We start from the raw sequence: 21,469 nt of genomic DNA on the forward strand, positions 1-21,469 counted from the left end.
CCCTGTCAGTGGCCGGCCGCCTCCCAATTTTCCCCTGTGCCGGTCGACACGTCCAGGGGGACCCTGAGTTCGGCGGCACCGTCCATCTGCTCCTGAAGCAACGCCGTCATCTCGTCGAGCTCCCCGTCGACGACCTCGACGACGAGTTCGTCGTGGACCTGCAGCAGCACCCGTGAAGCCATGCCGCGCCTGGTCATCTCACGGTCCACGCGGACCATGGCCCGTTTGATGATGTCGGCCGCGGTTCCCTGAATCGGAGCATTCAGCGCGGCCCGTTCGGCATTGTCGCGGGCCACCCGGTTGGTGGAGTTGAGCTCGGGGAGATACCGCCGACGCCCGTAGAGCGTCTCGGTGTAACCGTCCTCCCTCGCCTGTTCCACCACCTCGTCGAGATACTTCTTGACCCCTCCGAAGCGTTCGAAGTAGGTGTCCATGATCTTCTTCGCCTCGCCGGCCGCGATATTCAGCTGTTGGGACAGTCCGAAAGCGCTCAGACCGTAGACCAGCCCGTAGCTCATCGCCTTGACCCGACGGCGCAACTCCGGAGTGACCTCATCGACAGGGACGTCGAAAACCTTCGAACCGACGTAGTTGTGCAGGTCCTCACCCTGTCGGTAGGCCTCGATCAGACCGGGGTCCTGGGAGAGATGCGCCATCACGCGCATCTCGATCTGGGAGTAGTCCGCCGTCAACAACGTGGTGTACCCCGACCCCACCTGGAAGGCACCACGGATGTGGCGACCGGCCTCGGTACGGACCGGGATGTTCTGCAGATTGGGTTCAGCCGATGACAGACGTCCCGTCGCAGCACCGCGCTGGTTGAAGGTGGTGTGGATCCTCCCGTCATCCGCTGTCGCGTCAATGAGCCCGTCGATGGTGGTCTTCATCTTCTGGTACTCGCGGTGGGCCATGAGGTGGCTGAGGAACGGGTGGCCGGTCTGTGCCGTCAGCTTCTCGAGTTCGCCGGCTGCGGTGGAGTAGCCGGTCTTGGTCTTCTTCGTGGTGGGCAGACCGAAGTCCTCGAAAAGCACCTTCTGCAACTGTTTCGGACTCGACAGGTTCAGCGATTCGTCGCCGGCCAGTTCACGGGCAGCGGAGACTTCCTCGGAGATCCGGTCAGCGTAGTTGTCGGACAGCTCCTGCAATGCAGGGCGGTCGACTGAGATCCCGTAGCTCTCCATCCTTGCCAGAATCGTCGCCAGAGGTACCTCGAGATCGAGGTAGAGCTCCATCGCACCGATGCCGGCGAGTTCAGGGGTGAGCGAGGTGACGAGTTCGCAGACTGCCTGCGCACGCGCGACCGTCGAGGCGCCCTCGGCGAGTTCATGTCCGGCATGGCGTTGCAGGACATCGGCCAGCCCCGTGGAACGGACATCGGGACGCAGGAGGTAGGCGGCCAGGGCGGTGTCGTGTTCGACGCCGTCCAGCTCCACCCCCGCACCGTTGAGCATGTGCCAGGACCGTTTGGAATCATGCAGCCACTTCGCGGCCGAGGTGTCGGCGAGATATCCCAGTAACGCCTTCTCGTCCTTCGGATCCTGATCCGCCAGGTCGATCTCCACGGCGTGGAGAACACCGTCCTCCCCCGTCACCGGGTCAAGCAGGACAATCTGGTCAGCATGTCCGCCGAAGGGGGTCCCCTCTCCGCTGACCTCGACGACCAGTGGTCGGTTGACCGACGCATCACCGTGACTGCGCCCGTCCTTCCACCCGGCGCGGTCGGCGAGCCATTTGGCCAGTTTTCCGTCGGCGAGGTCGTCGACAGCGAGCTCAACTGCTGCGCCGTCCTCGAACTCGATACCCATCACCCGGAATGTCCGGTTACGCAGGTTCGCACCGAACTGCAGCGAGTCGAAGAGATTGCCGGCCTCGGAGGCGTCCACCGCCGCAGGCCGCAACGCCGACAACGGGTCACCGTCGCCGTCGAGGTCACCGAGATCGAGGTCCCGGACCATCTCCGTGACCTTACGGGCGAGGATCACGTTGTCGATGTTGTCCCGGAGTGATTCCCCGACCTTGCCGCCGAAGTCGTCGATGTGCTCGATGACTGCATCCAGACTGCCGTACTTGCTGATCCACTTCTGAGCCGTCTTCGGACCGACACCGGGAACCCCGGGCATGTTGTCGGAGGTATCTCCACGCAGTGATGCGAGGTCCGGGTACTGCGTCGGGGTGACGCCGTACTTCTCCTCCACCCGGCCCGGGGTGAACCGGTCGAGCTCCGAGACCCCACGGAGGGTGTAGAGCACCGTGACGTCGTCGTTGACGAGCTGGAGGCTGTCCCGGTCGCCGGTGCAGATCACCGTGCGCATACCCGCGTCCGTGCCACGGCAGGACAGTGTGGCGATGATGTCGTCCGCTTCATAGGACTCCTTGGTCAGCGTCCGGATCCCCAGTGCCTGTAATGCCTCCTGGATCAGCTCGACCTGGCCACGGAACTCCTCCGGTGCCGGTGGCCGCTGCGCCTTGTAGGCGGGCAGGTCCTTCTCGCGGAACGTCGGCCCCGACAGGTCGAATGCCGCCGCGATATGTGTCGGCTTCTCTGTCTCGACCAGTCCGAGGAACATGCCGAGGAAGCCGTACACGGCGTTGGTGTACTGCCCCCCGGTCGTGGAGAAGTTCTGGGCCGGCAGTGCGTAGAACGCCCGGAACGCCAGTGAATGCCCGTCGAGTAACAGGAGGGTGGGACGCGCGTCCCCGGAATTGTCTGTCATGTGACCTTCCTGCATGTCCGTACACCTGTCTGTCACGTGTCGGACACACTTCTCGTGGTGGCTGCCGCGGTTGGAGTCATGCCCCGGCTATTCTAGTCGCCATGAGTGACCAGACAGAGAGCATCCCGGGCGAACCGGCCTTCCCGCACGACCCCGAGCCGCAGACCTCGGCGCGACGGCGGGCGGAGGAGACACGGGTGAGCATCCTCGAACGTGCGAGGACAGCATTCAACCAGCGCCCCTACAGTGAGGTGTCACTCAAGGACATCGCCAACGAGGTCGGCGTCAGCGCCCCGCTGATCATCAAGTACTACGGCACCAAGGAGAACCTCTACGAGGCCCAGCTTGATTTCAGCGAGGCGGCGGAGCGCCTCAATAACGTGGCATTCGCCGAAATGGGGACCCACCTGGCGCGGCTGGCAGTGACGTCCGCCGACGACAGCCCCAACTCGCTGGTGCGCAAGCTGGCCGATGCCGGCGGAAACCGGCATATCGTCGACGCACTCGGGAAAGTCTTCCGCCGACAGGTCGTTGCCCCGGTGCTCGAGAGGGTCGCCGCAGAGTCTCTCGACCATCTCGATCAGTCTTCCACCGACGCGGAGATGCGCGCGGAGGCGGCGATGTCTATGGTGATCGGACTTGCACTGATGCGCAGGCTGGTCACCCAGGAGTATTTCCATGACGCCGACGTGGACGCATTCGTGGAGTACTACGGGGGCCTCATCCAGTGCGTCCTCGACGGTGCGGACGCCGCACCGTGACGCCTTTCCCGGTACCGCCTACCCCGTGTTGTCCGCAGTAACACCTCTGCCGTATGATTCCCGGGGTCGGCCCTGGTGGCGGAATTGGCAGACGCGCTGCACTCAAAATGCAGTGTCTTCGGGCGTGTGGGTTCGAGTCCCACCCAGGGCACCACACAACCCCGCCGGTCTCTACGGAGACCGGCGGGGCTTTCTGCGTCACACGGGGTCCGCGGCATTGACGACTCCGACGTCACCGACGTACGAGTGCCGCCAGGTCATCTTTCCTCACCGGCCGCATCCCCCACGCGTCGAGACTGACGCAGAGTTGCAGTGTGCCGGACACCGAGTAGCTGACCTTGTCGGTGGAATGGGTGTGCCCGTGGATGACAGGCGCACCGCAGTCCCTCGGCCGCCACTGGACGTGGCGGTCAGGGCTCGTATGGTCGCCGTCATAAGGGAAATGGTTGACGACCGCCCTTCGTCCCTCGATCTTGAGGGTCATCGCCGATGAGACCGTGTCGAACGTGCGGAGGAACCGGGAATGGCCGGTGAGGGACCGGGCATGCATCGGATGCACGGCGTCATGATTGCCCGCCAGCAGGTGGAGACGTGCCCCGGTGGCGTCGCGCACATCCGCCAGCAGGTGCAACGCGCGGTCCTCCTGATCAGGTATCCCCGAGGAGATGTCACCGAGAACGAAGAGACGGTCGCCCGGTAACAGTGCACCTCTCAGGTTCCGGGACAGCACCGCATCGTGGTCCGCGGTGGTGGCGAATCCCCTCGCCGCGGCCGGGGTGAGGTGTCCGAAGTGCGGGTCAGCCGCAAACCAGTCCGTCATCCATTCCATGGTACTTGCCCCAGCGATGCGCTACATTGGGTGGGCAAACTGTCGGGAGTCACCCGGCGCGCTATCTCCCCAGGAGGAAAACCCGTGGACCTTCCCATCGCTGAAGCTGTCGAGACCTCTGGCGCCTACGCGTCCAACGCACTGTTCATCGCGGGATCGGTCCTGTCGTCGCCGGTCGGCCTCATCGGCGACCTGGGGTCTTTCCTCAGTTCATTCCTGCCGCGGTTCTGACGGGCCTACTGGTCGTCGATCTCCGCTGCTGTGGTGGCCACTGTGGTCCCGTCCTCGAACCTCCGCTTTCCGAGGACGTTGTTCGGGTCGACGACGGCGACCTTCTTGCCGTTCTCCCGGATCCGGCGCAGCCCTTCCTTCACCATTCGACGTCCGACCGGGTTGCTCTCGGTGACCCGTCGGGCGTCGATGATCACCCGTGGTGTGGTGATGTCCTGGTTCTCCGCGGCCGTCAGGAATTCCTCGGCACCGGAGAAGTCGAGACCGCCCTGCAGACGGAACACCGTGGTCCTGCCGCGGGTCCGGATGCCACGCACCGAACTACCCTTACGGGTCACCGCGGACATCAGGTGCAGCCCCATGTCCTCGGACAACGCCCGAAAGATTTTCGCGCCCCGGACACTGTTGCCCGATTCATCCAGACGCGGTGAGAAGGTCGCGATCCCCAACTGTCCAGGCAGGGTCCCCATCAAACCACCCGCAACCCCGGACTTTGCGGGGATACCCACACCTGCCATCCACTTCCCCGCGCCGTCGTACATTCCCGCCGACGCCATCACGGCCTGCACCTGGCGGCACACCAGGGGTTCCAGGATGCGCTCGCCGGTGAGCGGCTGGACCCCACCGAGTGCGAGAGTAGCCCCCATCACCGCCAGGTCCTTCACCGTGACCCGGATCGCACACTGCCGGGTGTAGCTGGCCACGGCGTCCTCCGCGGAATCCACGATGACGTCATAGCTGCGCAGCATGTGGGCCAACGCCAGGTTGCGGTCAGCGGTACCGGTCTCGGACTCCGTGACATTCTCGTCCACGGTGAGTTGGCGCCCCGCCAGCCGGGAGAAGTAGTCCACGATCACTTCGACCCGGTCGTCGACCGACGAGTCCTCCCCGTTGATGAGCTGGTTGACCGCGATGGCCCCCGCATTGATCATCGGATTGACCGGGCGGTGGGTCTTACCGTCCAAGGAGAGTTCGTTGAACGCCTCGCCGGAGGGCTCCATGCCCACCGTCTCAATCACCTTCCCCACCCCGCAGTCCTGCAGTGCCGCAGCATAGGCGAACGGCTTGGAGATCGACTGCATGGTGAACTCGCGCTCATCGTCACCGACACTGTAGATCCACCCCTGGTTGGTGCACATGGCCAATGCCAGCGGTGTGGGGTCGGCCTTCGCGAGCTCAGGGATATAGTCCGCTACCGCACCGTCATCCTCGTCTCGGACTTGGTCAAGGATGTCATTGAGATAGTCTTCGACGAGAGAATCCATGGGGCCCGAGACTAACAGAATCCGGCGCCGATATACTTCCCCCCATGACACCCCACTCCGTTCCGCGACCGGGCAGATCCGCCCGTAAGGTCGGCTCGGTCCTGGGGGCCCTGATGATCTCGGCGTCCCTGGCGGCCTGCGTCACCAACGAGGAGTCCGGTAATCCCGACGGTTGGGTCGACACCCTACCCGACCCCGTTCCTGCCCTCCAGGAACTACTCCCCCAGGAGTACCGCGAATCCGGACACATCTCGGCCTCGACCAACCCGACATTCCCACCCAACCAGTTCAAGGATCCCTCCGGGAACATCATCGGCTTCGAGGTGGATCTGGTCCGCGCCGCCGGTGCCGTCCTGGGGGTGGACGTCGGTTTCCAACAGCAGGACTTCAACCTGATCCTGCCGTCGATCAACGCAGGCACCGTGGACATCGGCACATCCGGGTTCTCCGACACCGAGGAGCGCCGGCAGTCCTATGATTTCGTGGACTTCTACACGTCGGGCATCTCCTGGGCGACGACGCCGGGCAAGACGGTTGATCCGTCCGACGCCTGCGGCCTCACCGTGGCAGTCCAGAAGGGGACCTACTCCGACACCGACGATGTGCAGGTCAAGTCCGACCAGTGTGTAGCCGCCGGTCGCCCGGCAATCAACAAGCTGGTCTACGACTCCGCCAATGCCGCGGCAAACGCGACCGCATTGAAGCGTGCCGACGCGATGAGTTCCGACTCCGCGGTCACCGACTACGCCATCCAGTTGTCCGACGGGAAACTCGTCCCTGCAGGCGACGCTTTCGACACCACGCCTTTCGGTTGGGCGTTCGCGAAGAACTCCGACCTCATCCCCGCATTCGCGGCCGCCCTGGAGTTTCTGATCACCTCCGGCCAGTATGAGGAGATCCTCGAGCCGTGGGGCCTGACCGACGGTGCCGTGGACGCCGTCACCGTCAACACGCAGGACTATCCCCTCCCTGCCGCAGCATCCGCCGACGAAGGAGCGACTTCATGAGCGACCACCCCCGGGCACAGCAACGTACCCGCCCGACCGACAACGATGTCGTTCCCCTGCGCCACCCCGGCCGGGTCATCGCATCGGTGATCCTGCTGATCCTGGTCGCCCTCTTCGTGTGGGACGCGGCGCACAACGACGCCTACGGCTGGGGAACCTACGCCTCCTACCTCTTCGACACGCGTATCGCGGAAGCGGCACTCCACACACTCGCGCTCACCGTCCTGGCGATGATCGTCGGTGTGGTGCTGGGAGCGGTCCTGGCAGTCCTGCGGATGTCACCCAACCCGGTGACCAGCGGCATCGCCTGGCTCTACCTCTGGATCTTCCGCGGCACCCCGGTCTATGTGCAGCTGGTGTTCTGGGGTCTTCTCGGCGCGATCTACCAGACGGTGAACCTCGGATTCACCGAGGTCTCGCTGGAGTCGGTGCTCTCCAACTTCTTCTGGCTCGCCGTGATCGGTCTCGGCCTGAATGAATCGGCCTACATGGCGGAAATCGTCCGCGCCGGCATCCAGGCCGTCCCCGAAGGACAGTCCGAGGCATCGAAGGCCCTGGGCATGACATGGTGGCAGAACATGCGCCGCACGGTGCTCCCCCAGGCCATGCGGATCATCATCCCCCCGACCGGCAACGAGCTGATCAGTCTCCTGAAGACCACGTCACTGGTGATCGCCCTGCCCTACGCCGGTGAGCTCTACGGACGGTCCATGGACATCGCCTACGCCATGTTCGAGCCGGTCCCGATGCTGCTCGTCGCCGCGACCTGGTACCTGGTGATCACCTCGATCCTGATGGTCGGCCAGCACTACCTGGAGCGCTTCTACTCCCGCGGGTCCTCCCGGGCGCTGACCAGCCGGCAGCTTGCCGCACTCACCGACGCGGAGGGGCTGCCCCCGCTGAACATCACCGTGGAGGATCCCGGCAACCCGCGCACCGGTACCGCGCAGACCGACAGTGGATACGACAGCGGAAACACGAAGGAGAACGGCAGATGAGTCCCCAGAACGCCACCCCGATGATCGCCGTCAAGGACGTGTGGAAGCGCTACGGACGCCTCGATGTCCTCAAGGGCATCGACCTCGAGGTTCCCGCCGGCGGCGTCACCTGCCTCATCGGCCCCTCCGGTTCCGGAAAGTCCACCCTGCTGCGGTGTGTCAACCACCTCGAGAGCATCGACGCAGGACGCATCGAGGTCAACGGGGACCTCATCGGATACCAGGAGCGCAACGGTCGTCTCCACCAGATCTCCGAGCGTGAGGCCTCACGCCAACGCGCCGACATCGGCATGGTCTTCCAGCAGTTCAACCTGTTCACCCACCGGACCGTTCTCGCCAACATCATCGAGGCCCCGGTGAAGGTCAAGGGGATCCCGAAGGCCGAGGCGGAGGCCACCGCCCGGGAGCTGCTGTCCATGGTCGGACTGGCGGACAAGGCCGATGCGTGGCCCGTCCAACTGTCCGGCGGTCAGCAGCAGCGGGTGGCGATCGCACGTGCCCTGGCCATGAAACCCAAGCTGATGCTCTTCGACGAGCCGACCTCCGCCCTGGACCCGGAGCTCGTCGGCGAGGTCCTCAACGTGATGCGGCGTCTCGCGGACGACGGCATGACCATGCTCGTGGTCACCCACGAGATGGGCTTCGCCCGGGAGGTCGCGGACGAGGTGGCCTTCATGGACGGCGGACGCATCGTCGAGCACGGACCGGCCCGTCAGGTGATCACCGATCCCCGACAGGACCGTACCCGGTCCTTCCTGTCGAGCATCCTCGACTGACGGGTGCCGGGGGGGGGCGTCGGACTCAGGGGCGGATGTCGACGTGCCACGCACCCGGGGGGTGCCGGGGTCGTCGAGGACCTGCTGGAACAGCTGTTCCGCAGGCTGCTTGTCGCGGGTGACCAGAACATCGGACAACCGGGCGGTCAACGCGCTGATACTGCCGTCATGCCTGGTCACGTCGACCGTGATGGTCGCAGGCTCCGGCGCCTGTCCGGTGTTCTCCGCGTCATCGGCGAATCCGTAGTCCCGCCACACCTCCTCGAGACTGCTGTCGGCCGCGGTTCCGGTCGACACGTCCAGGTCGGCGGTGAGGACCTCGGCATTGAGGTCCAGCAGGTGGCGGACATCGTCGACGATGCTCTCGCGCTGGTCGGCGGTGGAAAGAATCTTGAACACGATCTGAGGCATGGGCACCAGTAAAGCACTGACTCGCTCCCACGGCCAGGGTCCGAGCGACTACTGTAGGGTAACTGTGATCGGCCACTCCTCCATCTCCCCAGCACCGGTGCCTCCGCTGACGACACTGCCGGACGGCACCATCAAACAAGTCAACCCGTTCTCCGGGACGGAAGTCTGGACCGTGCCCAGTCGCGGTCACCGTCCCGTCCGGGAACGTCCCGAGGACGTCTTCGACATCACCGACGACAACCGGGACAACCAGACCGATTTCGGAATCGCCGACCTGCTCAGAACCACCCCGGAGAAGGCCCGGATGGTCATCGACGACAACGGTGACCCCCGCATCCTGCGCGGCCTCACCGTCTCCGACCTCTCCGAGACTGATCCGCTGTTCCGACGCGTGGCGAACCTCTACGAGATCCTCACCTACGACTACTGGCTGGTGAACTACGGGCACCGGATGGACGCCACCGCGGCCCGTCACATGGCCGAGTACCTCTCCGAGACCGAGGGGCGGAAGCACGTCGAGCGTCTCCTGCGTATCCGGATGGAGGCCGCCGGGCGTCCCGCCGACGAGATCGACGCACTGTTCACCGAGGACAGGGCTGTCCAGAGCGTCAATGAACTCGGCGGGCCGTTGTTCGGCGGTGGTCATGACATCATCCTCGCCCGTGACCACTACGTCCCCGGTGCCACCCGGAGTGACCAACTGCTGAGCTCCGGTGAGATGAGCTGGTCGGACCACCGGCTCTACATCGCCTTCACCGTCGACGCGATGGACCGGCTCTACCGGGCGAACCCGTACGTCCGCTACGTCGCGGCCTTCCAGAACTGGCTGGAGCCCGCCGGTGCGTCGATCGAGCACCTGCACAAGCAACTCGTGGCCATCGACGAGCACGGTCTGCAGAACGAGACGGAGATAGCCCAGGTCCGGGCGAACCCGAACATGTACAACCAGTGGGCGGTGGACTACGCCGGACACCACAACCTCATCGTCGCCGAGAACGACCACGCCGTAGCATTCGCGGGATTCGGTCACCGGTGGCCCACACTCGAGGTCTTCTCCCGATCCGGCACCACCGAGCCCTGGCTGATCAGCAACGACGAACGGGACGCAATGGCCGACCTCGTCCACGCCTGCCATGTGGCGGCAGGACCGCACATGCCGTCCAACGAGGAGTGGTTGCACCGGCCCCTGGACGTCGACGTCCCCATGCCGTGGCGCATCATGATCAAGTGGCGGGACTCCACCATGGCCGGGTTCGAGGGAGGGACGAAGATCTTCATCAACACCCTCAGCCCGTCGGACCTGAAGACCAAGGTCCTCGCACGCCTCGAGGACGCCCGTGACCAGGGTCGACTGGCACCCGGCATCCGCCTCGGAGACGAGATCGACTTCCAACGTAACTCCCTGCGGTACAACCCGGCGGTGCGGTAGCTAGAATTGCCCCCATGAGTACCAGCGGGATCGCGGAGTTCATCGACAACCACGGTGTCGACCTGTCCTGGACAGGCGACTTCTACACCTGGATGCATCAGCATCCTGAACTCAGTGAACACGAGGAGCAGACGGCTGCGTACATCCTGCAGCGACTGGAGTCACTCGGAGCCGAGGTGACCTCGGGTATCGGGGGGCACGGGATCACTGCGGTGTGGCGAAACGGCGACGGCCCGACCGTGCTCTACCGGGCCGACTTCGATGCGTTGCCGGTGACCGAGGACACCGGTGCCCCCTGTGCCTCACAGAACCCGGGCGTGATGCACGCCTGCGGGCACGACGTACACACCACCGCCCTGATGGGATTGTGCGAGATCATGGACGCCCGGCAGGACGCGTGGTCCGGCACGTTCATCGCACTGTTCCAGCCGGCGGAGGAGGTGACCCGCGGGGCAACCTCGATGATCGAGGACGGGCTGGCTGATCGGATCCCCGCCCCCGACGTCTGTCTCGGGCAGCATGTGATGCCGGGCCCGGTCGGGACAGTCTTCTCCGCCGCCGGCCCGGTCATGGCCGCCTGCGACACGATCACGGTGACCCTGCACGGGGTATCGTCACATGCCTCAGCACCCCACAACTCCATCGACCCGACGTTCCTCGCCGCCATGATCGTGGTCCGACTCCAGGGCATCGTGGGCCGTGAGGTCGCCGCGGACGATTTCGCGGTGGTCTCGGTGGGGACGCTCACCGCCGGTCACACGAACAACACCATCCCTGACACGGCGACTCTCGTGCTCAACTGCCGTTTCTACGACACAACGGTGCGGGACCGCACCTATGCGGCCATCGAACGGGTGATCCAGGCAGAGTGCACGGCGTCCGGGACACCACGGCCCGCCGATATCGTCTACTCGGCCCGCGGGGAGCTCACCGACAACGACAGCACCGTGCACGAGACCGTCCGTCCGGTCTTTGACGCCGTCTTCGGCGACCGCTCACAGGACGCGGCACGGTGGACCGCATCAGAGGACTTCTCCGAGATTCCACGGCACTTCGGGGTCCCCTACGAATTCTGGCTGACCGGGTGCACCGACCGGGAGGAGTGGGCTGCCGCGGTGGCCGCGGACCGCGTGGCCCAGGACATCCCCGGGAACCACTCGCCGCACTTCCTGCCCGCGACCGGCACCGTGGATGCCGCGACGCGGTCCGCCGTCGCCGGAGTGCTGGCCTACCTCTGGCGCTCCTGACGCCGCCCGAGAGGGCGCGGGGCAGTCAGGACGACGGGACCGCCGGACGTCCCAGGAAGTCGTCCATGGCCGTCCAGTCCCGTCGCGCCTGCGCCGTCCCCCGGTGCAGAGAGTCACGCAGGACGTCGACCTTACGCTCCGTGGAACTCACCGGGGCCTCGTCCTCCGGGAAGTAGAGGAACGCCCGGCCTGCCCGCTCCAGCGCGTACAGGCGGTCCATCGTGGCGTTGTAGCGGATGTGCCGGGTGACGAGGGCCTCCGCCACCGCCGGGTACCGGCGCAGCAGGGTGCGCCACACCTTCGTCTTGCCCATCGGCGGTTTCACGTAGCCCCGCGGGTGGGTCAGGACGGCGAAGAACTGGTCGTAGCCGTCCGCGAGGGCGGCCTCCAGAGGAATGCCGCCGGACGGCCCGAGCGCGCCGTCGACATAGGGCACCCCGTCGATGCGGGGCACGGGCATCGCGAAGGGGATCGTCGAGGATGCCCTGACCCGTTCCATCAGTTCCGCACCGGAGGTGATGTCGTCGCGCCCCCAGTAGACCGGGTCACCGTTGTCGGCCCGGGTGGCGCAGATACGGAATTCCGTGTCTCCGTCGAGGACCTGCCGGGCATCGTACGGACGAGGAAGATCAAGGGTGGGCGCCTGACCGTAGATGTATTCCGCGTTGAAGTAGCCCTTCCCGCGCAGCAGCCACGTCCAACCGCCGAAGTGCGGGTCCGTTGCGAAGTCGACGAAACTGTGGCGCAGTCGGTCCCGCTCGCCACTGAGGTAACTGACCAGATGTGACGCGCCGGCCGACACTCCCCCGACCCAGCCGAACCGGACGTCGTGCTCCATGAGGACATCCATGGCTCCGGCGCTGTAGGAGGCCCGCATGCCCCCACCCTCCAACAGCAGTGCAGTGTCGCGTGCGTCGATCATCTGTGGTCAGGCCTCCTTCGCCTCTGTCAGCTACCTCAACTGTGGGGTGTACAGCCCCCTAAGCGGTGTCTTCCCCGAGAAGGTGCACGTGGATCATGTTGGTGTTGCCCTCGGTGCCGGGGGGCGAACCTGCCACGATGACGACCGCGTCCTCGCGGGTGAAACCGGCCTGCCCCAGCAGGATCGAGTCCACCTCCTGCATGATCTCGTCGGTGGTGGACACCTCATTGGTCAGGTAGGACTCCGCGCCCCAGGTCAGGGCAAGCTGGTTGCGCACCTCCTGGGACGGGGTGAACACCAGCAGCGGCAGGTCGGAGCGTAGGCGGGCGACGCGGCGGGCGGTGTCGCCGGAGGCGGTGAAGGCGATCAGGCACGGGCGTTGAGCCGCTCGCCGATGTCCTTGGCGGCGAAACTGATCACACCACGCTTGGTGCGCGGGACGTGGGACAGCGGAGGAACCTCGCCGTCGATCTCGGCCGCGGTGACGATCCGGGACATGGTCTTGACCGTGTCCACCGGGTACTTACCGACGGAGGTCTCGCCGGAGAGCATGACGGCGTCGGCACCGTCGAGCACCGCATTGGCCACGTCAGATGCTTCAGCACGGGTGGGGCGGGAGTTCTCGATCATCGAGTCCAGCATCTGGGTCGCGACAATCACCGGCTTGGCGTTCTCGCGGGCGATCTGGACCGCCCGCTTCTGTACCAGGGGCACCTCTTCCAACGGGACCTCGACACCGAGGTCACCGCGGGCGACCATGATGGCGTCGAAGGCGAGGATGATCGGCTCAAGCGCGTCCACAGCTTCCGGCTTCTCGAGTTTCGCGATGACCGGGACGCGGCGTCCCACCTCGTCCATGATCTCATGGACGAGCTCGACGTCCGCCGGTGAGCGGACGAAAGACAGTGCGATGACGTCGGCACCCATGGTCAGGGCGAAACGCAGGTCGGCGATGTCCTTCTCGGAGAGCGCGGGAACGGAGATGTTCATCCCCGGCAGGGACACACCCTTGTTGTTGGAGACGGGGCCGCCCTCGACGACCTCGCACACGACGTCGTTCCCCTCGACGGACTTGCAGACGAGTCCGACCTTCCCGTCGTCGACGAGCAGCCGGTCGCCGGGGCGGGCGTCCCTGGCCAACTGCTTGTAGGTCGTCGACACACGGTCATGGGTGCCGGACACGTCGTCGACGGTGATCCGGATCTCCTCGCCGGTCTCCCAGTAGGTCTTCTCCTCGGCGAAACGGCCGAGCCGGATCTTGGGGCCCTGCAGGTCGGCGAGCACACCGACTGATCGGCCGGTCTCCTCCGCGGCCTGGCGGACCCACTCATAGTTCTGCTGGTGATCCGCGTGCTCACCGTGCGAAAAGTTCAGCCGGGCGACATTCATCCCCGCCAGAACGAGTTCACGGATTTTGTCCGCGGAGGCCACTGCCGGGCCCAGGGTGCATACGATCTTGGTGCGTCTACTCACCTGTCCGAGGATAACCCCGTCCCCCGGTGCCCGCTACTGCCGGGTCGGCTCCTCGTCGGTCTCTGCATCCATCTCCGCGTCCGTCTCTGCGACGGGCCCGGCGACGTACTCGGGGGTTTCCCGGCTCCGTGAGCGCGTTACGACGAACAGGACGACGGCAACGACGAACACCACCGCGGACACCACGCTGTTGATCCGGATGTCACCGAAGACGGTCGTCGCAGCATCGGTACGGATCAGTTCGATGAAGAAGCGTCCGAAGGTGTAGCCGGCCACGTACAGCATGAACACCCGGCCCCCGCCGAGCCGGAACCGACGGTCGGCGACGACCAGCAGCACCACGACCAGCAGGCTCCACAACAGTTCATAGAGGAACGTGGGCTGCACGGTGGCCAGGACGAACCCGTCCGAGACACCGTTCATCTGGTCGATGTTGCCGTTCTCGTCGACCCGGCGGTAGATCTCCAGCGCCCACGGCGCGTCAGACTCCCCGCCGTACAGCTCCTGGTTGAACCAGTTGCCCAGACGCCCGATGGCCTGGGCGAGCAGGATCGGCGGGGCCACGGCGTCGGCGAAGGGTGCCAGCGGCACCTTCTTGTAGGCCAGGACTGCCCACACCGCGAGCCCGCCGCCGAGTACCGCGCCCCAGATGCCGAGACCGCCGTTGGTGATCTTGAAGGCGTCGACCCAGTCGCGCCCCTCACCGAAGTAGAGGTGGTGGTCGGTGATGACGTGGTAGATCCGGCCACCGATGATGCCTGCGGGCACGGCGGCGATCGCACTGTCGATCACGGTCTCCGCACGTCCTCCCCGCGCGACGTAGCGACGCACGGTCCAGTACACCGCGACGACGATGCCGAGCAGGATGCACAGGGCGTAGGCACGGACCGCCACCGGTCCGAGGTGCCACACGCCCTGCGGTGGCGACGGGATGGCGGCGAGGATGTCGGTGGTCACCGGCGGACCCCCTCGTAGAGGTCCGAGGCCAGTGCCTCCAGGGCCGCCGTTCCTGATGACGCCGCTGAGATCAGGGCGGACCCGACGATGACGCCGTCCGCGTAGTCTGCGATCGCGGCGGCGTGGTCCCCGGTCTTCACACCGAGACCGACGGCGACGGGCAGGTCCGTGGCGGCGCGGGTCCGGGCCACAAGATCCCGGGCGTCGGCGGAGACGTCGTCCTGCGCACCGGTGACACCCATGTGCGACTGCGCGTAGATGAACCCCCCGCCGGCCTTCACGGTGAGGTCCAGTCGCTCGGGGGTCGTGGACGGTGCGACGAGGTAGACATTGTCGAGCCCGTTGGCCCGGCACGCGTCATTCCACCGCGCCGACTCCTCAGGCAACAGGTCCGGGATGATCGACCCGAGCCCGCCGGCGGCCGCCAGCTCCTCGGCGAACTTCTCCGGGCCGTACTGCAGGACCGGATTCCAGTAGCTCATGATGACGGCGTTACCGCCGGCGTCGGTGATGGCACGGACCGTGGTGAAGGTGTCCTTCACCCGGAAACCGGCGTCGAGTGCGGTCGTCGCCGCCTCCTGGATCGTCGGGCCGTCCATCATCGGGTCGGTGAACGGGATCCCGACCTCGATGAGGTCAGCGTAGCGGGACAACGTGGTCACCAGTTCCACGGACGCCTCGGCCGTCGGGTAGCCCGCGGGGAGGTAGCCGACGAGTGCCGCGCGGCCCTCTCCCCTGGCTCCGGTGAAGATATCGGACAGTCTGCTCATCGGTTGTTCTCCTCGTCCTGTGCCTCGCCCTGTTCCTCGCCCGACTGCTCGGGGTGCATACCGAACCAGGTCGCAGCGGTGTCGACGTCCTTGTCACCGCGACCGGAGACGTTGACGATGAACAGCGGGCGCCCACCGTGCTCCGTGGCCCGGGTCCCGTCGGCGTACTGCGCACCGACCTTCACCGCCAGTGCGACGGCATGGGCGGACTCGATCGCCGGGATGATGCCCTCGGTACGGGTCAGCAGACGGAAGGCCTCCATGGCCTCCGTGTCCGTGACGGGCAGGTACTCGGCCCGCCCCTGGGTGGCCAGGAAGGAGTGCTCGGGGCCGACCCCGGGGTAGTCCAGTCCCGCGGAGATGGAGTGCGACTCAGTGATCTGACCGTCCTCGTTCTGCATCAGTGCGGCGAAGGAACCCTGGAAGACCCCTTCCGAGCCCACGGTGATCGGTGCGGCGTGCCGTCCGGTCTCGACACCGTCGCCGCCCGCTTCACCTCCGATGAGCGCGACACCCTCGTCGTCGATGAAAGGGTGGAACAGCCCGATGGCATTCGACCCGCCACCGACGCAGGCCATGACCGCGTCCGGCAGGCGTCCCGCCCCGGCGAGGATCTGTGCACGGGCCTCCACACCGATGATGCGCTGCAGGTCGCGCACCATCTCGGGGAACGGGTGGGGCCCGGCGGCGGTGCCGAAGCAGTAGTAGGTGTCATCGGCGTGGGACACCCAGTAGCGCATCGCCTCGTTGATGGCGTCCTTCAGCGTCGCTGAGCCCACCGTCACCTCGATGACCTCGGCGCCGAGGAGCCGCATCCGGGCGATGTTGAGGGCCTGGCGCCGGGCGTCCACCTGTCCCATGTAGATCCGGCACTCCAGGCCGAGCAGCGCACAGGCGGTGGCGGTGGCCACACCGTGCTGGCCGGCACCGGTTTCGGCGATGACGTTCGCCTTGCCCATGCGCTTGGCCAGCAGGACCTGGCCGAGGACGTTGTTGATCTTGTGCGACCCGGTGTGGTTCAGGTCCTCCCGCTTGAACCACACGTCGGCACCGACGGCGTCCGAGAACCGGGCGCCGTAGTACAACGGCGACGGGCGTCCCGTGTAGGTACGGTGCAGGTCGTCCAACTCGTCGAGGTACTCCTGGTCGGCCCGCGCCTTGGCCCAGGAGTCCTGGATCTCCTCGACGACGGCCATCAGTGCTTCAGGAATGTACCGTCCGCCGTAGTTTCCCCAGTGACCGTTGTCGTCCGCGTCGTGCGCCGTCGGCACGGCGAGGACCTCCCCTGCCGTGGGCAGGTTGAGCGTGTTCTTGAAGTCACTCTTGTCGTTCCCGGATGGTGTACTCACACCCAGGAACTGTACCTTACGTGCCCCCGGCTACTTCGGGTCCGGTCGGAACGCGGGGTGCTGTCCGGCGGCGACGAGGGCGCGGCACGCCTGTCCCGGGTTGGCGGCGGTCACCAGTCCTTCACCGACCAGGATCGCATCGGCCCCGGCGGTGGCGTAGGCCTGCATATCGGTGGTGTTGCGCACCCCGGATTCGGCGATCTTGATGACGGAGTCCGGCAACTGGGGCACGATCCTGCTGAACACGCCGGGATCGACCTCAAGGGTCTTCAGGTTACGGGCGTTGACACCGATCACCGAGGCCCCGGCCGCGAGCGCACGCTCGGCCTCCTCCTCCGAGTGGACCTCCACCAGCGCGGTCATCCCCAGCGACTCCGTGCGGTCCAGCAGGGCGGCGAGCCGGTCCTGCTCCAGTGCCGCGACGATGAGCAGGACGACGTCGGCGCCGTGGGCCCGGGCCTCGTGCACCTGGTACGGGTTGACGGTGAAGTCCTTACGCAGCAGCGGGACGTCGACCGAGGCCCGGACCTTGTCGAAGTCGGCCAGTGAGCCACGGAACCGGCGCTCCTCGGTGAGACAGCTGATCACCGCTGCCCCGTTGGCGGCGTAGGCGCTGGCCAGAATCTCCGGCTCGGGGATGTCTGCGAGATGCCCCTTCGACGGGCTGGCCCTCTTGACCTCGGCGATCACACTCACGTCGGAGCCACCCAGCGCCGCGCGCGCATCGAGGGCGGGCGGCGCGTCCCGGGACATCGCCTTGATGTCGGCGAACGGGACCGCGGACTCGCGCCGCGCGGTGTCCTCGAGTACCCCGGCGATGATCTCGTCGAGTACGGTTGCCATCTTTCCTCCCGGCAGGTCAGGTGTCTAAACGAACTTCCATGCTATCCCCGCCCACGCAAGACAGTGACATCGGGGTGACGTGGCCGTCACATCCGACGTTCACCGTCGCCTGGATCACGGTCGGTGGGGTCCACCCCGGCGTCGAGGGCGTCCCACAGGACGCGTCCGGAACCGGGGTTGTCGTCCAGGTCCTTCTCCACGCCTTCGCGGCGGGCCTCCGGCGTCTCGTACTTGCTGTGTCCGGAGCGGGCCGCGCCTGGTTTCATGGCCAGCAGCACACCGCCGACGACGCCCAGGGCGGCCGCGGCCAGGAAGAGGACGACCGGTGCGGCGTGCACGTGTCCGTCCAGGACGACAGCCCACTCCGAGATCTGCACGGGGTCGGACTCCCGCTGCGTCCCAGCACCGCTGACCAGCAGGGACTGTGCTCGGTCCAGATCCGGTTCGCCGGAGAGCAGCGTCACGGCGGCGATGCCGGCGACAGCGGCGAGCAGGGCGGAGATCCCGCCCAGGATGCGCCGCGCCAGGGGTTGCAGGGCCATCGACAGGATCATCGCGGCGAGCATCGCCAGGGCCAGGGGGGTCCCGGCGGCGTCCCACACCGATCCGATGATGTTCTTGACCGACTCGCCGCTCTTGTCGTCCTCGACGGTCACCGTCAGCCAGGTCATCTGCCCGGCACCCCAGAGCCCGGCGGCACTGAGGACCGTCAACAGGAGTGCGAGGCTTCGCCCACCGAGACGTTTCACTGGTCGACCTCCACGTCGACCCCTGTGGGGGCGACATCGACCATCGTCTCCGCCGCAGCGACGGCACGGAGCACCGCCAGTGCCTTGTTCCTGGTTTCCTCGTCCTCCGCATCGGGGTCGGAGTCGGCGACGATGCCACCACCGGCCTGCACGTACACCGTCCCGTCCTTGTACAGGCCGGTACGGATGGCGATCGCCTGGTCGGCGTTTCCGGAGAAATCGAAGTAGCCCACGGTCCCACCGTAGACACCTCGCCGTGTGTCCTCCAGTTCATCGATGATGGTCAGGGCCGACGGCTTGGGGGCGCCCGAGAGGGTGCCGGCCGGGAAGGTGCCGACGAAGGCGTCGAGCGCGGTCTTTCCCTCGGCGAGGCGGCCGCTGACCCCGGAGACCAGGTGCATGATGGCGCTGTAGCGTTCCACGTGGCGGAAGTCGTGGACCTCCACCGTGCCGGGCGCACAGACCCGGCCGACGTCATTACGGCCCAGGTCCACCAGCATCAGGTGTTCCGAGTTCTCCTTCTCGTCGTTGACGAGCTCCTTCTCCATGAGCTCGTCCTCCTCGAAGGTCCCGCCCCGGGGGCGGGACCCGGCGATGGGGAAGGTGGTCACCCGGCCGTCGGAGACCTGGACCAGCGACTCCGGCGAGGAGCCGATGATCTGGAACGCCGTCTCCGTGAAGGAGTCGTCCGGGACGTTGAGCAGGAACATGTACGGGCTGGGGTTGGACACCCGCAGCATGCGGTAGATGTCCAGCCCCGGCACGTCGGTGTCGAGTTCGAACCGCTGCGACAGGACGATCTGGAAGGCGTCACCGGCGCGGATATGTTCCTTGCAGGTTTCGATACGGGCCTTGTGGTCCTCCAGGGCACGCTGGCGGCGCGGCTGCGGGGCCGGTGTGGAGAACGTCGCCGAGGGTAGGTGGGTGCCCGAGGCCAGGCGGCGTTCCATCTCATCGACCCGGGCCACGGCGTCGGCGTAGGCGCCCTCCACCCGGTCATCAGAGCCGTCCCAGTTCACCGCGTTGGCGATGAGCCAGACCGTACCCTCATGGTGGTCCATGACAGCGAGGGTGTCGGCGAGCAACTGCACCATGTCGGGGACCTGCAGATCGTCGGTACAGGTGTCGGGGATGTCCTCGATGTAGCGGATCACGTCATGGCCCATGTAGCCGACCAGGCCGGACGTCAGCGTGGGCAGGCCGGGCATCGGGTCGGTGTGCAGCAGCTCCAGGCTCTCACGGATCACGGCGAGCGGGTCGGTGCCTTCCGGCACACCGGCTGGCGGGGTGCCGATCCAGCGGACGTCACCGTTCTTCGCCGTCAGTGCGCACCGTGCGCCGGTTCCGATGAAGGAATGACGTGACCAGGACTGCCCCGGTGCCGCAGACTCGAAGAGGAACGTTCCCGGGCGGCCCCCGGCAAGTTTGGTGTAGGCGCTCAGCGCGCTCTCCCCGTCGGCGAGGATCTTACGTGCGACCGGGACGACGCGGTTGCGTGCGGCCAGGCGCCGGAACGTGTCGAAACTCGTGATCTGGTAGGGGTCGGCGGAGTCGATTCGGTCGTTCGGGTCAGTCATCAACTGGTCTTTCAGGCTGGAGCAGCCGGTCGGCGTCGAAGCAGGTGTGGTCCCCGGTGTGGCATGCACCGCCGGTCTGGTCGACGGTCAGCAGGACGGTGTCGCCGTCGCAGTCGAGGCGCACCTCGTGGACGTACTGGGTGTGCCCGGAGGTCTCCCCCTTGACCCAGTACTCGTTCCGGGACCGCGACCAGTAGGTCGCTCTGCGGGTGGCGAGGGTGTGCGCCAGGGCGTGCTCGTCCATCCAGGCGAGCATCAGGACATCGCCGGTCGCCTTCTCCTGCACCACGGCGGCCACGAGGCCCGCGTCGTTGGGTGCGAGACGGGCGGCGACAGCGGGGTCGAGGTCGACGCCGCGGATGTCGTCGTCGGTGGTCGCCGCGCTCATCGCCGGACCTCGATCCCCTGCGCCGCCATCGCGTCCTTGACCTCGGTGATGGCGATGTCACCGAAGTGGAAGACGGAGGCCGCGAGCACCGCGTCCGCGCCCGCCTCCACGGCGGGCGGGAAGTCGCCGACCGTACCCGCGCCACCTGAGGCGATGACCGGGATGCTCACGGCCTGACGCACCAGCGAAAGCAGGTCGAGGTCGAAGCCGTCGCGCGTGCCGTCGGCGTCCATGGAGTTCAGCAGGATCTCACCGACGCCGAGTTCCTGGCCACGCACGGCCCATTCGACCGCGTCGATGCCGGCGGACCGGGAGCCACCGTGGGTGGTCACCTCGAAGCCGCTGGGTTGGGGTGCCCCGCCCTCGGGGACCCGACGAGCGTCGACGGACAGCACGATGCACTGGGCGCCGAAACGGGCGGAGAGTTCCCGGAGCAGTTCCGGGCGGTGGATGGCCGAGGTGTTCACCGAGACCTTGTCCGCCCCGGCACGCAGGAGCTGGTCGACGTCCTCTTCGGAGCGGACGCCGCCACCGACGGTCAGCGGGATGAACACCTGGTCTGCGGTCCGACGTACGACGTCGAGCATCGTCCCGCGTCCCGCCTTCGACGCCGAGACGTCGAGGAAGGTCAGTTCGTCGGCGCCTTCGGCGTCGTAGCGTGCGGCGAGTTCGACGGGGTCGCCGGCATCCCTGAGGTTCAGGAAGTTCACGCCCTTGACCACACGTCCGTCGTCGACGTCGAGACACGGGATGACCCGTACTGCAACACTCAT

At 66.5% G+C, this 21,469-nt stretch carries 20 protein-coding genes, 1 tRNA gene and 1 pseudogene; 9 read left to right on the forward strand and 13 right to left on the reverse strand.

Annotated elements, in window-relative coordinates:
- Positions 1-5 precede the first annotated feature (5 nt).
- Positions 6-2,714, reverse strand: a complete 2,709-nt coding sequence (polA, locus tag BJF89_RS12900; protein WP_075815692.1) for a DNA polymerase I — start codon at positions 2,712-2,714, stop codon at positions 6-8.
- Positions 2,715-2,815: 101 nt separating this feature from the next.
- Here polA and BJF89_RS12905 point away from each other — a divergent pair, with 101 nt between their 5' ends.
- Complete coding sequence (locus BJF89_RS12905) at positions 2,816-3,475, forward strand: TetR/AcrR family transcriptional regulator (protein WP_083650781.1); 660 nt, start codon at positions 2,816-2,818, stop codon at positions 3,473-3,475.
- A 69-nt stretch (positions 3,476-3,544) separates the two neighbouring features.
- A tRNA-Leu gene (locus BJF89_RS12910) sits at positions 3,545-3,629 on the forward strand.
- A 78-nt stretch (positions 3,630-3,707) separates the two neighbouring features.
- Here BJF89_RS12910 and BJF89_RS12915 read toward each other — a convergent pair.
- On the reverse strand, positions 3,708-4,295 hold the full coding sequence (locus BJF89_RS12915; RefSeq protein WP_158026065.1) for a metallophosphoesterase: 588 nt from the start codon (positions 4,293-4,295) through the stop codon (positions 3,708-3,710).
- 93 nt (positions 4,296-4,388) lie between these two features.
- Between BJF89_RS12915 and BJF89_RS18905 the strand changes: the two genes are divergently transcribed.
- Positions 4,389-4,535: a hypothetical protein gene (locus BJF89_RS18905; protein WP_158026066.1), complete on the forward strand. Its 147-nt coding sequence runs from the start codon at positions 4,389-4,391 to the stop codon at positions 4,533-4,535.
- 5 nt (positions 4,536-4,540) lie between these two features.
- Here the strand turns inward: BJF89_RS18905 and BJF89_RS12920 are convergent, their stop codons facing one another.
- Positions 4,541-5,800 (reverse strand): glutaminase, encoded by a 1,260-nt coding sequence (locus BJF89_RS12920; RefSeq protein WP_075815469.1) that lies wholly within the window; start codon positions 5,798-5,800, stop codon positions 4,541-4,543.
- A gap of 44 nt (positions 5,801-5,844) precedes the next feature.
- On the opposite strand from BJF89_RS12920, the gene BJF89_RS12925 reads away from it, so the two are divergent.
- The 6 genes from BJF89_RS12925 to BJF89_RS12950 are packed head-to-tail and all read left to right on the forward strand — an operon-like array spanning position 5,845 to position 11,668.
- A complete protein-coding gene (locus BJF89_RS12925) occupies positions 5,845-6,807 on the forward strand; it encodes an ABC transporter substrate-binding protein (protein ID WP_083650783.1) in 963 nt (320 codons plus the stop codon).
- Positions 6,804-7,805, forward strand: coding sequence for an amino acid ABC transporter permease (locus BJF89_RS12930; protein ID WP_075815473.1), 1,002 nt, complete (start codon positions 6,804-6,806; stop codon positions 7,803-7,805). The genes BJF89_RS12925 and BJF89_RS12930 overlap by 4 nt, the downstream gene beginning before the upstream one ends.
- Positions 7,802-8,581 (forward strand): ectoine/hydroxyectoine ABC transporter ATP-binding protein EhuA, encoded by a 780-nt coding sequence (ehuA, locus tag BJF89_RS12935; RefSeq protein WP_075815475.1) that lies wholly within the window; start codon positions 7,802-7,804, stop codon positions 8,579-8,581. Before BJF89_RS12930 ends, ehuA begins: the two co-directional genes overlap by 4 nt.
- Positions 8,582-8,584: 3 nt before the next feature.
- A complete protein-coding gene (locus tag BJF89_RS18910; RefSeq protein WP_158026067.1) occupies positions 8,585-9,004 on the forward strand; it encodes a hypothetical protein in 420 nt (139 codons plus the stop codon).
- 52 nt (positions 9,005-9,056) lie between these two features.
- Positions 9,057-10,421 carry a DUF4921 family protein gene (locus tag BJF89_RS12945; RefSeq protein WP_075815477.1) on the forward strand — a complete coding sequence of 455 codons (1,365 nt, stop codon included), beginning with the start codon at positions 9,057-9,059 and terminating at the stop codon, positions 10,419-10,421.
- 14 nt (positions 10,422-10,435) lie between these two features.
- The gene (locus BJF89_RS12950) at positions 10,436-11,668 is read left to right on the forward strand and encodes an amidohydrolase (protein WP_075815479.1); all 1,233 of its coding nucleotides are present in this window, start codon (positions 10,436-10,438) and stop codon (positions 11,666-11,668) included.
- A gap of 25 nt (positions 11,669-11,693) precedes the next feature.
- Here BJF89_RS12950 and BJF89_RS12955 read toward each other — a convergent pair whose 3' ends face one another.
- From BJF89_RS12955 to hisF, 10 genes and pseudogenes are all read right to left on the reverse strand, one after another.
- Positions 11,694-12,590: a patatin family protein gene (locus BJF89_RS12955; protein ID WP_075815481.1), complete on the reverse strand. Its 897-nt coding sequence runs from the start codon at positions 12,588-12,590 to the stop codon at positions 11,694-11,696.
- A 58-nt stretch (positions 12,591-12,648) separates the two neighbouring features.
- Positions 12,649-14,063: pseudogene (pyk, locus tag BJF89_RS12960) on the reverse strand (pyruvate kinase).
- A gap of 33 nt (positions 14,064-14,096) precedes the next feature.
- Entirely contained in the window at positions 14,097-15,020 is a 924-nt protein-coding gene (gene lgt, locus BJF89_RS12965; RefSeq protein ID WP_075815483.1) for a prolipoprotein diacylglyceryl transferase, read from the reverse strand.
- Entirely contained in the window at positions 15,017-15,790 is a 774-nt protein-coding gene (gene trpA / locus BJF89_RS12970) for a tryptophan synthase subunit alpha (protein ID WP_075815485.1), read from the reverse strand. The genes lgt and trpA overlap by 4 nt, the downstream gene beginning before the upstream one ends.
- On the reverse strand, positions 15,787-17,139 hold the full coding sequence (gene trpB, locus BJF89_RS12975) for a tryptophan synthase subunit beta (protein ID WP_075815487.1): 1,353 nt from the start codon (positions 17,137-17,139) through the stop codon (positions 15,787-15,789). The genes trpA and trpB overlap by 4 nt, the downstream gene beginning before the upstream one ends.
- A 30-nt stretch (positions 17,140-17,169) precedes the next feature.
- The gene (gene trpC / locus BJF89_RS12980; RefSeq protein ID WP_075815489.1) at positions 17,170-17,982 is read right to left on the reverse strand and encodes an indole-3-glycerol phosphate synthase TrpC; all 813 of its coding nucleotides are present in this window, start codon (positions 17,980-17,982) and stop codon (positions 17,170-17,172) included.
- 86 nt (positions 17,983-18,068) lie between these two features.
- A complete protein-coding gene (locus BJF89_RS12985) occupies positions 18,069-18,731 on the reverse strand; it encodes a TIGR02234 family membrane protein (protein WP_075815491.1) in 663 nt (220 codons plus the stop codon).
- Positions 18,728-20,308 (reverse strand): anthranilate synthase component I, encoded by a 1,581-nt coding sequence (locus tag BJF89_RS12990; protein WP_075815493.1) that lies wholly within the window; start codon positions 20,306-20,308, stop codon positions 18,728-18,730. The genes BJF89_RS12985 and BJF89_RS12990 overlap by 4 nt, the downstream gene beginning before the upstream one ends.
- Positions 20,301-20,696: a phosphoribosyl-AMP cyclohydrolase gene (hisI, locus tag BJF89_RS12995; RefSeq protein WP_075815495.1), complete on the reverse strand. Its 396-nt coding sequence runs from the start codon at positions 20,694-20,696 to the stop codon at positions 20,301-20,303. Before hisI ends, BJF89_RS12990 begins: the two co-directional genes overlap by 8 nt.
- Positions 20,693-21,469 (reverse strand): imidazole glycerol phosphate synthase subunit HisF, encoded by a 777-nt coding sequence (gene hisF, locus BJF89_RS13000; RefSeq protein ID WP_075815497.1) that lies wholly within the window; start codon positions 21,467-21,469, stop codon positions 20,693-20,695. The genes hisI and hisF overlap by 4 nt, the downstream gene beginning before the upstream one ends.

Origin of the sequence: Corynebacterium sp. CNJ-954, from assembly GCF_001942345.1 — a bacterium.
Classification (GTDB): domain Bacteria; phylum Actinomycetota; class Actinomycetes; order Mycobacteriales; family Mycobacteriaceae; genus Corynebacterium.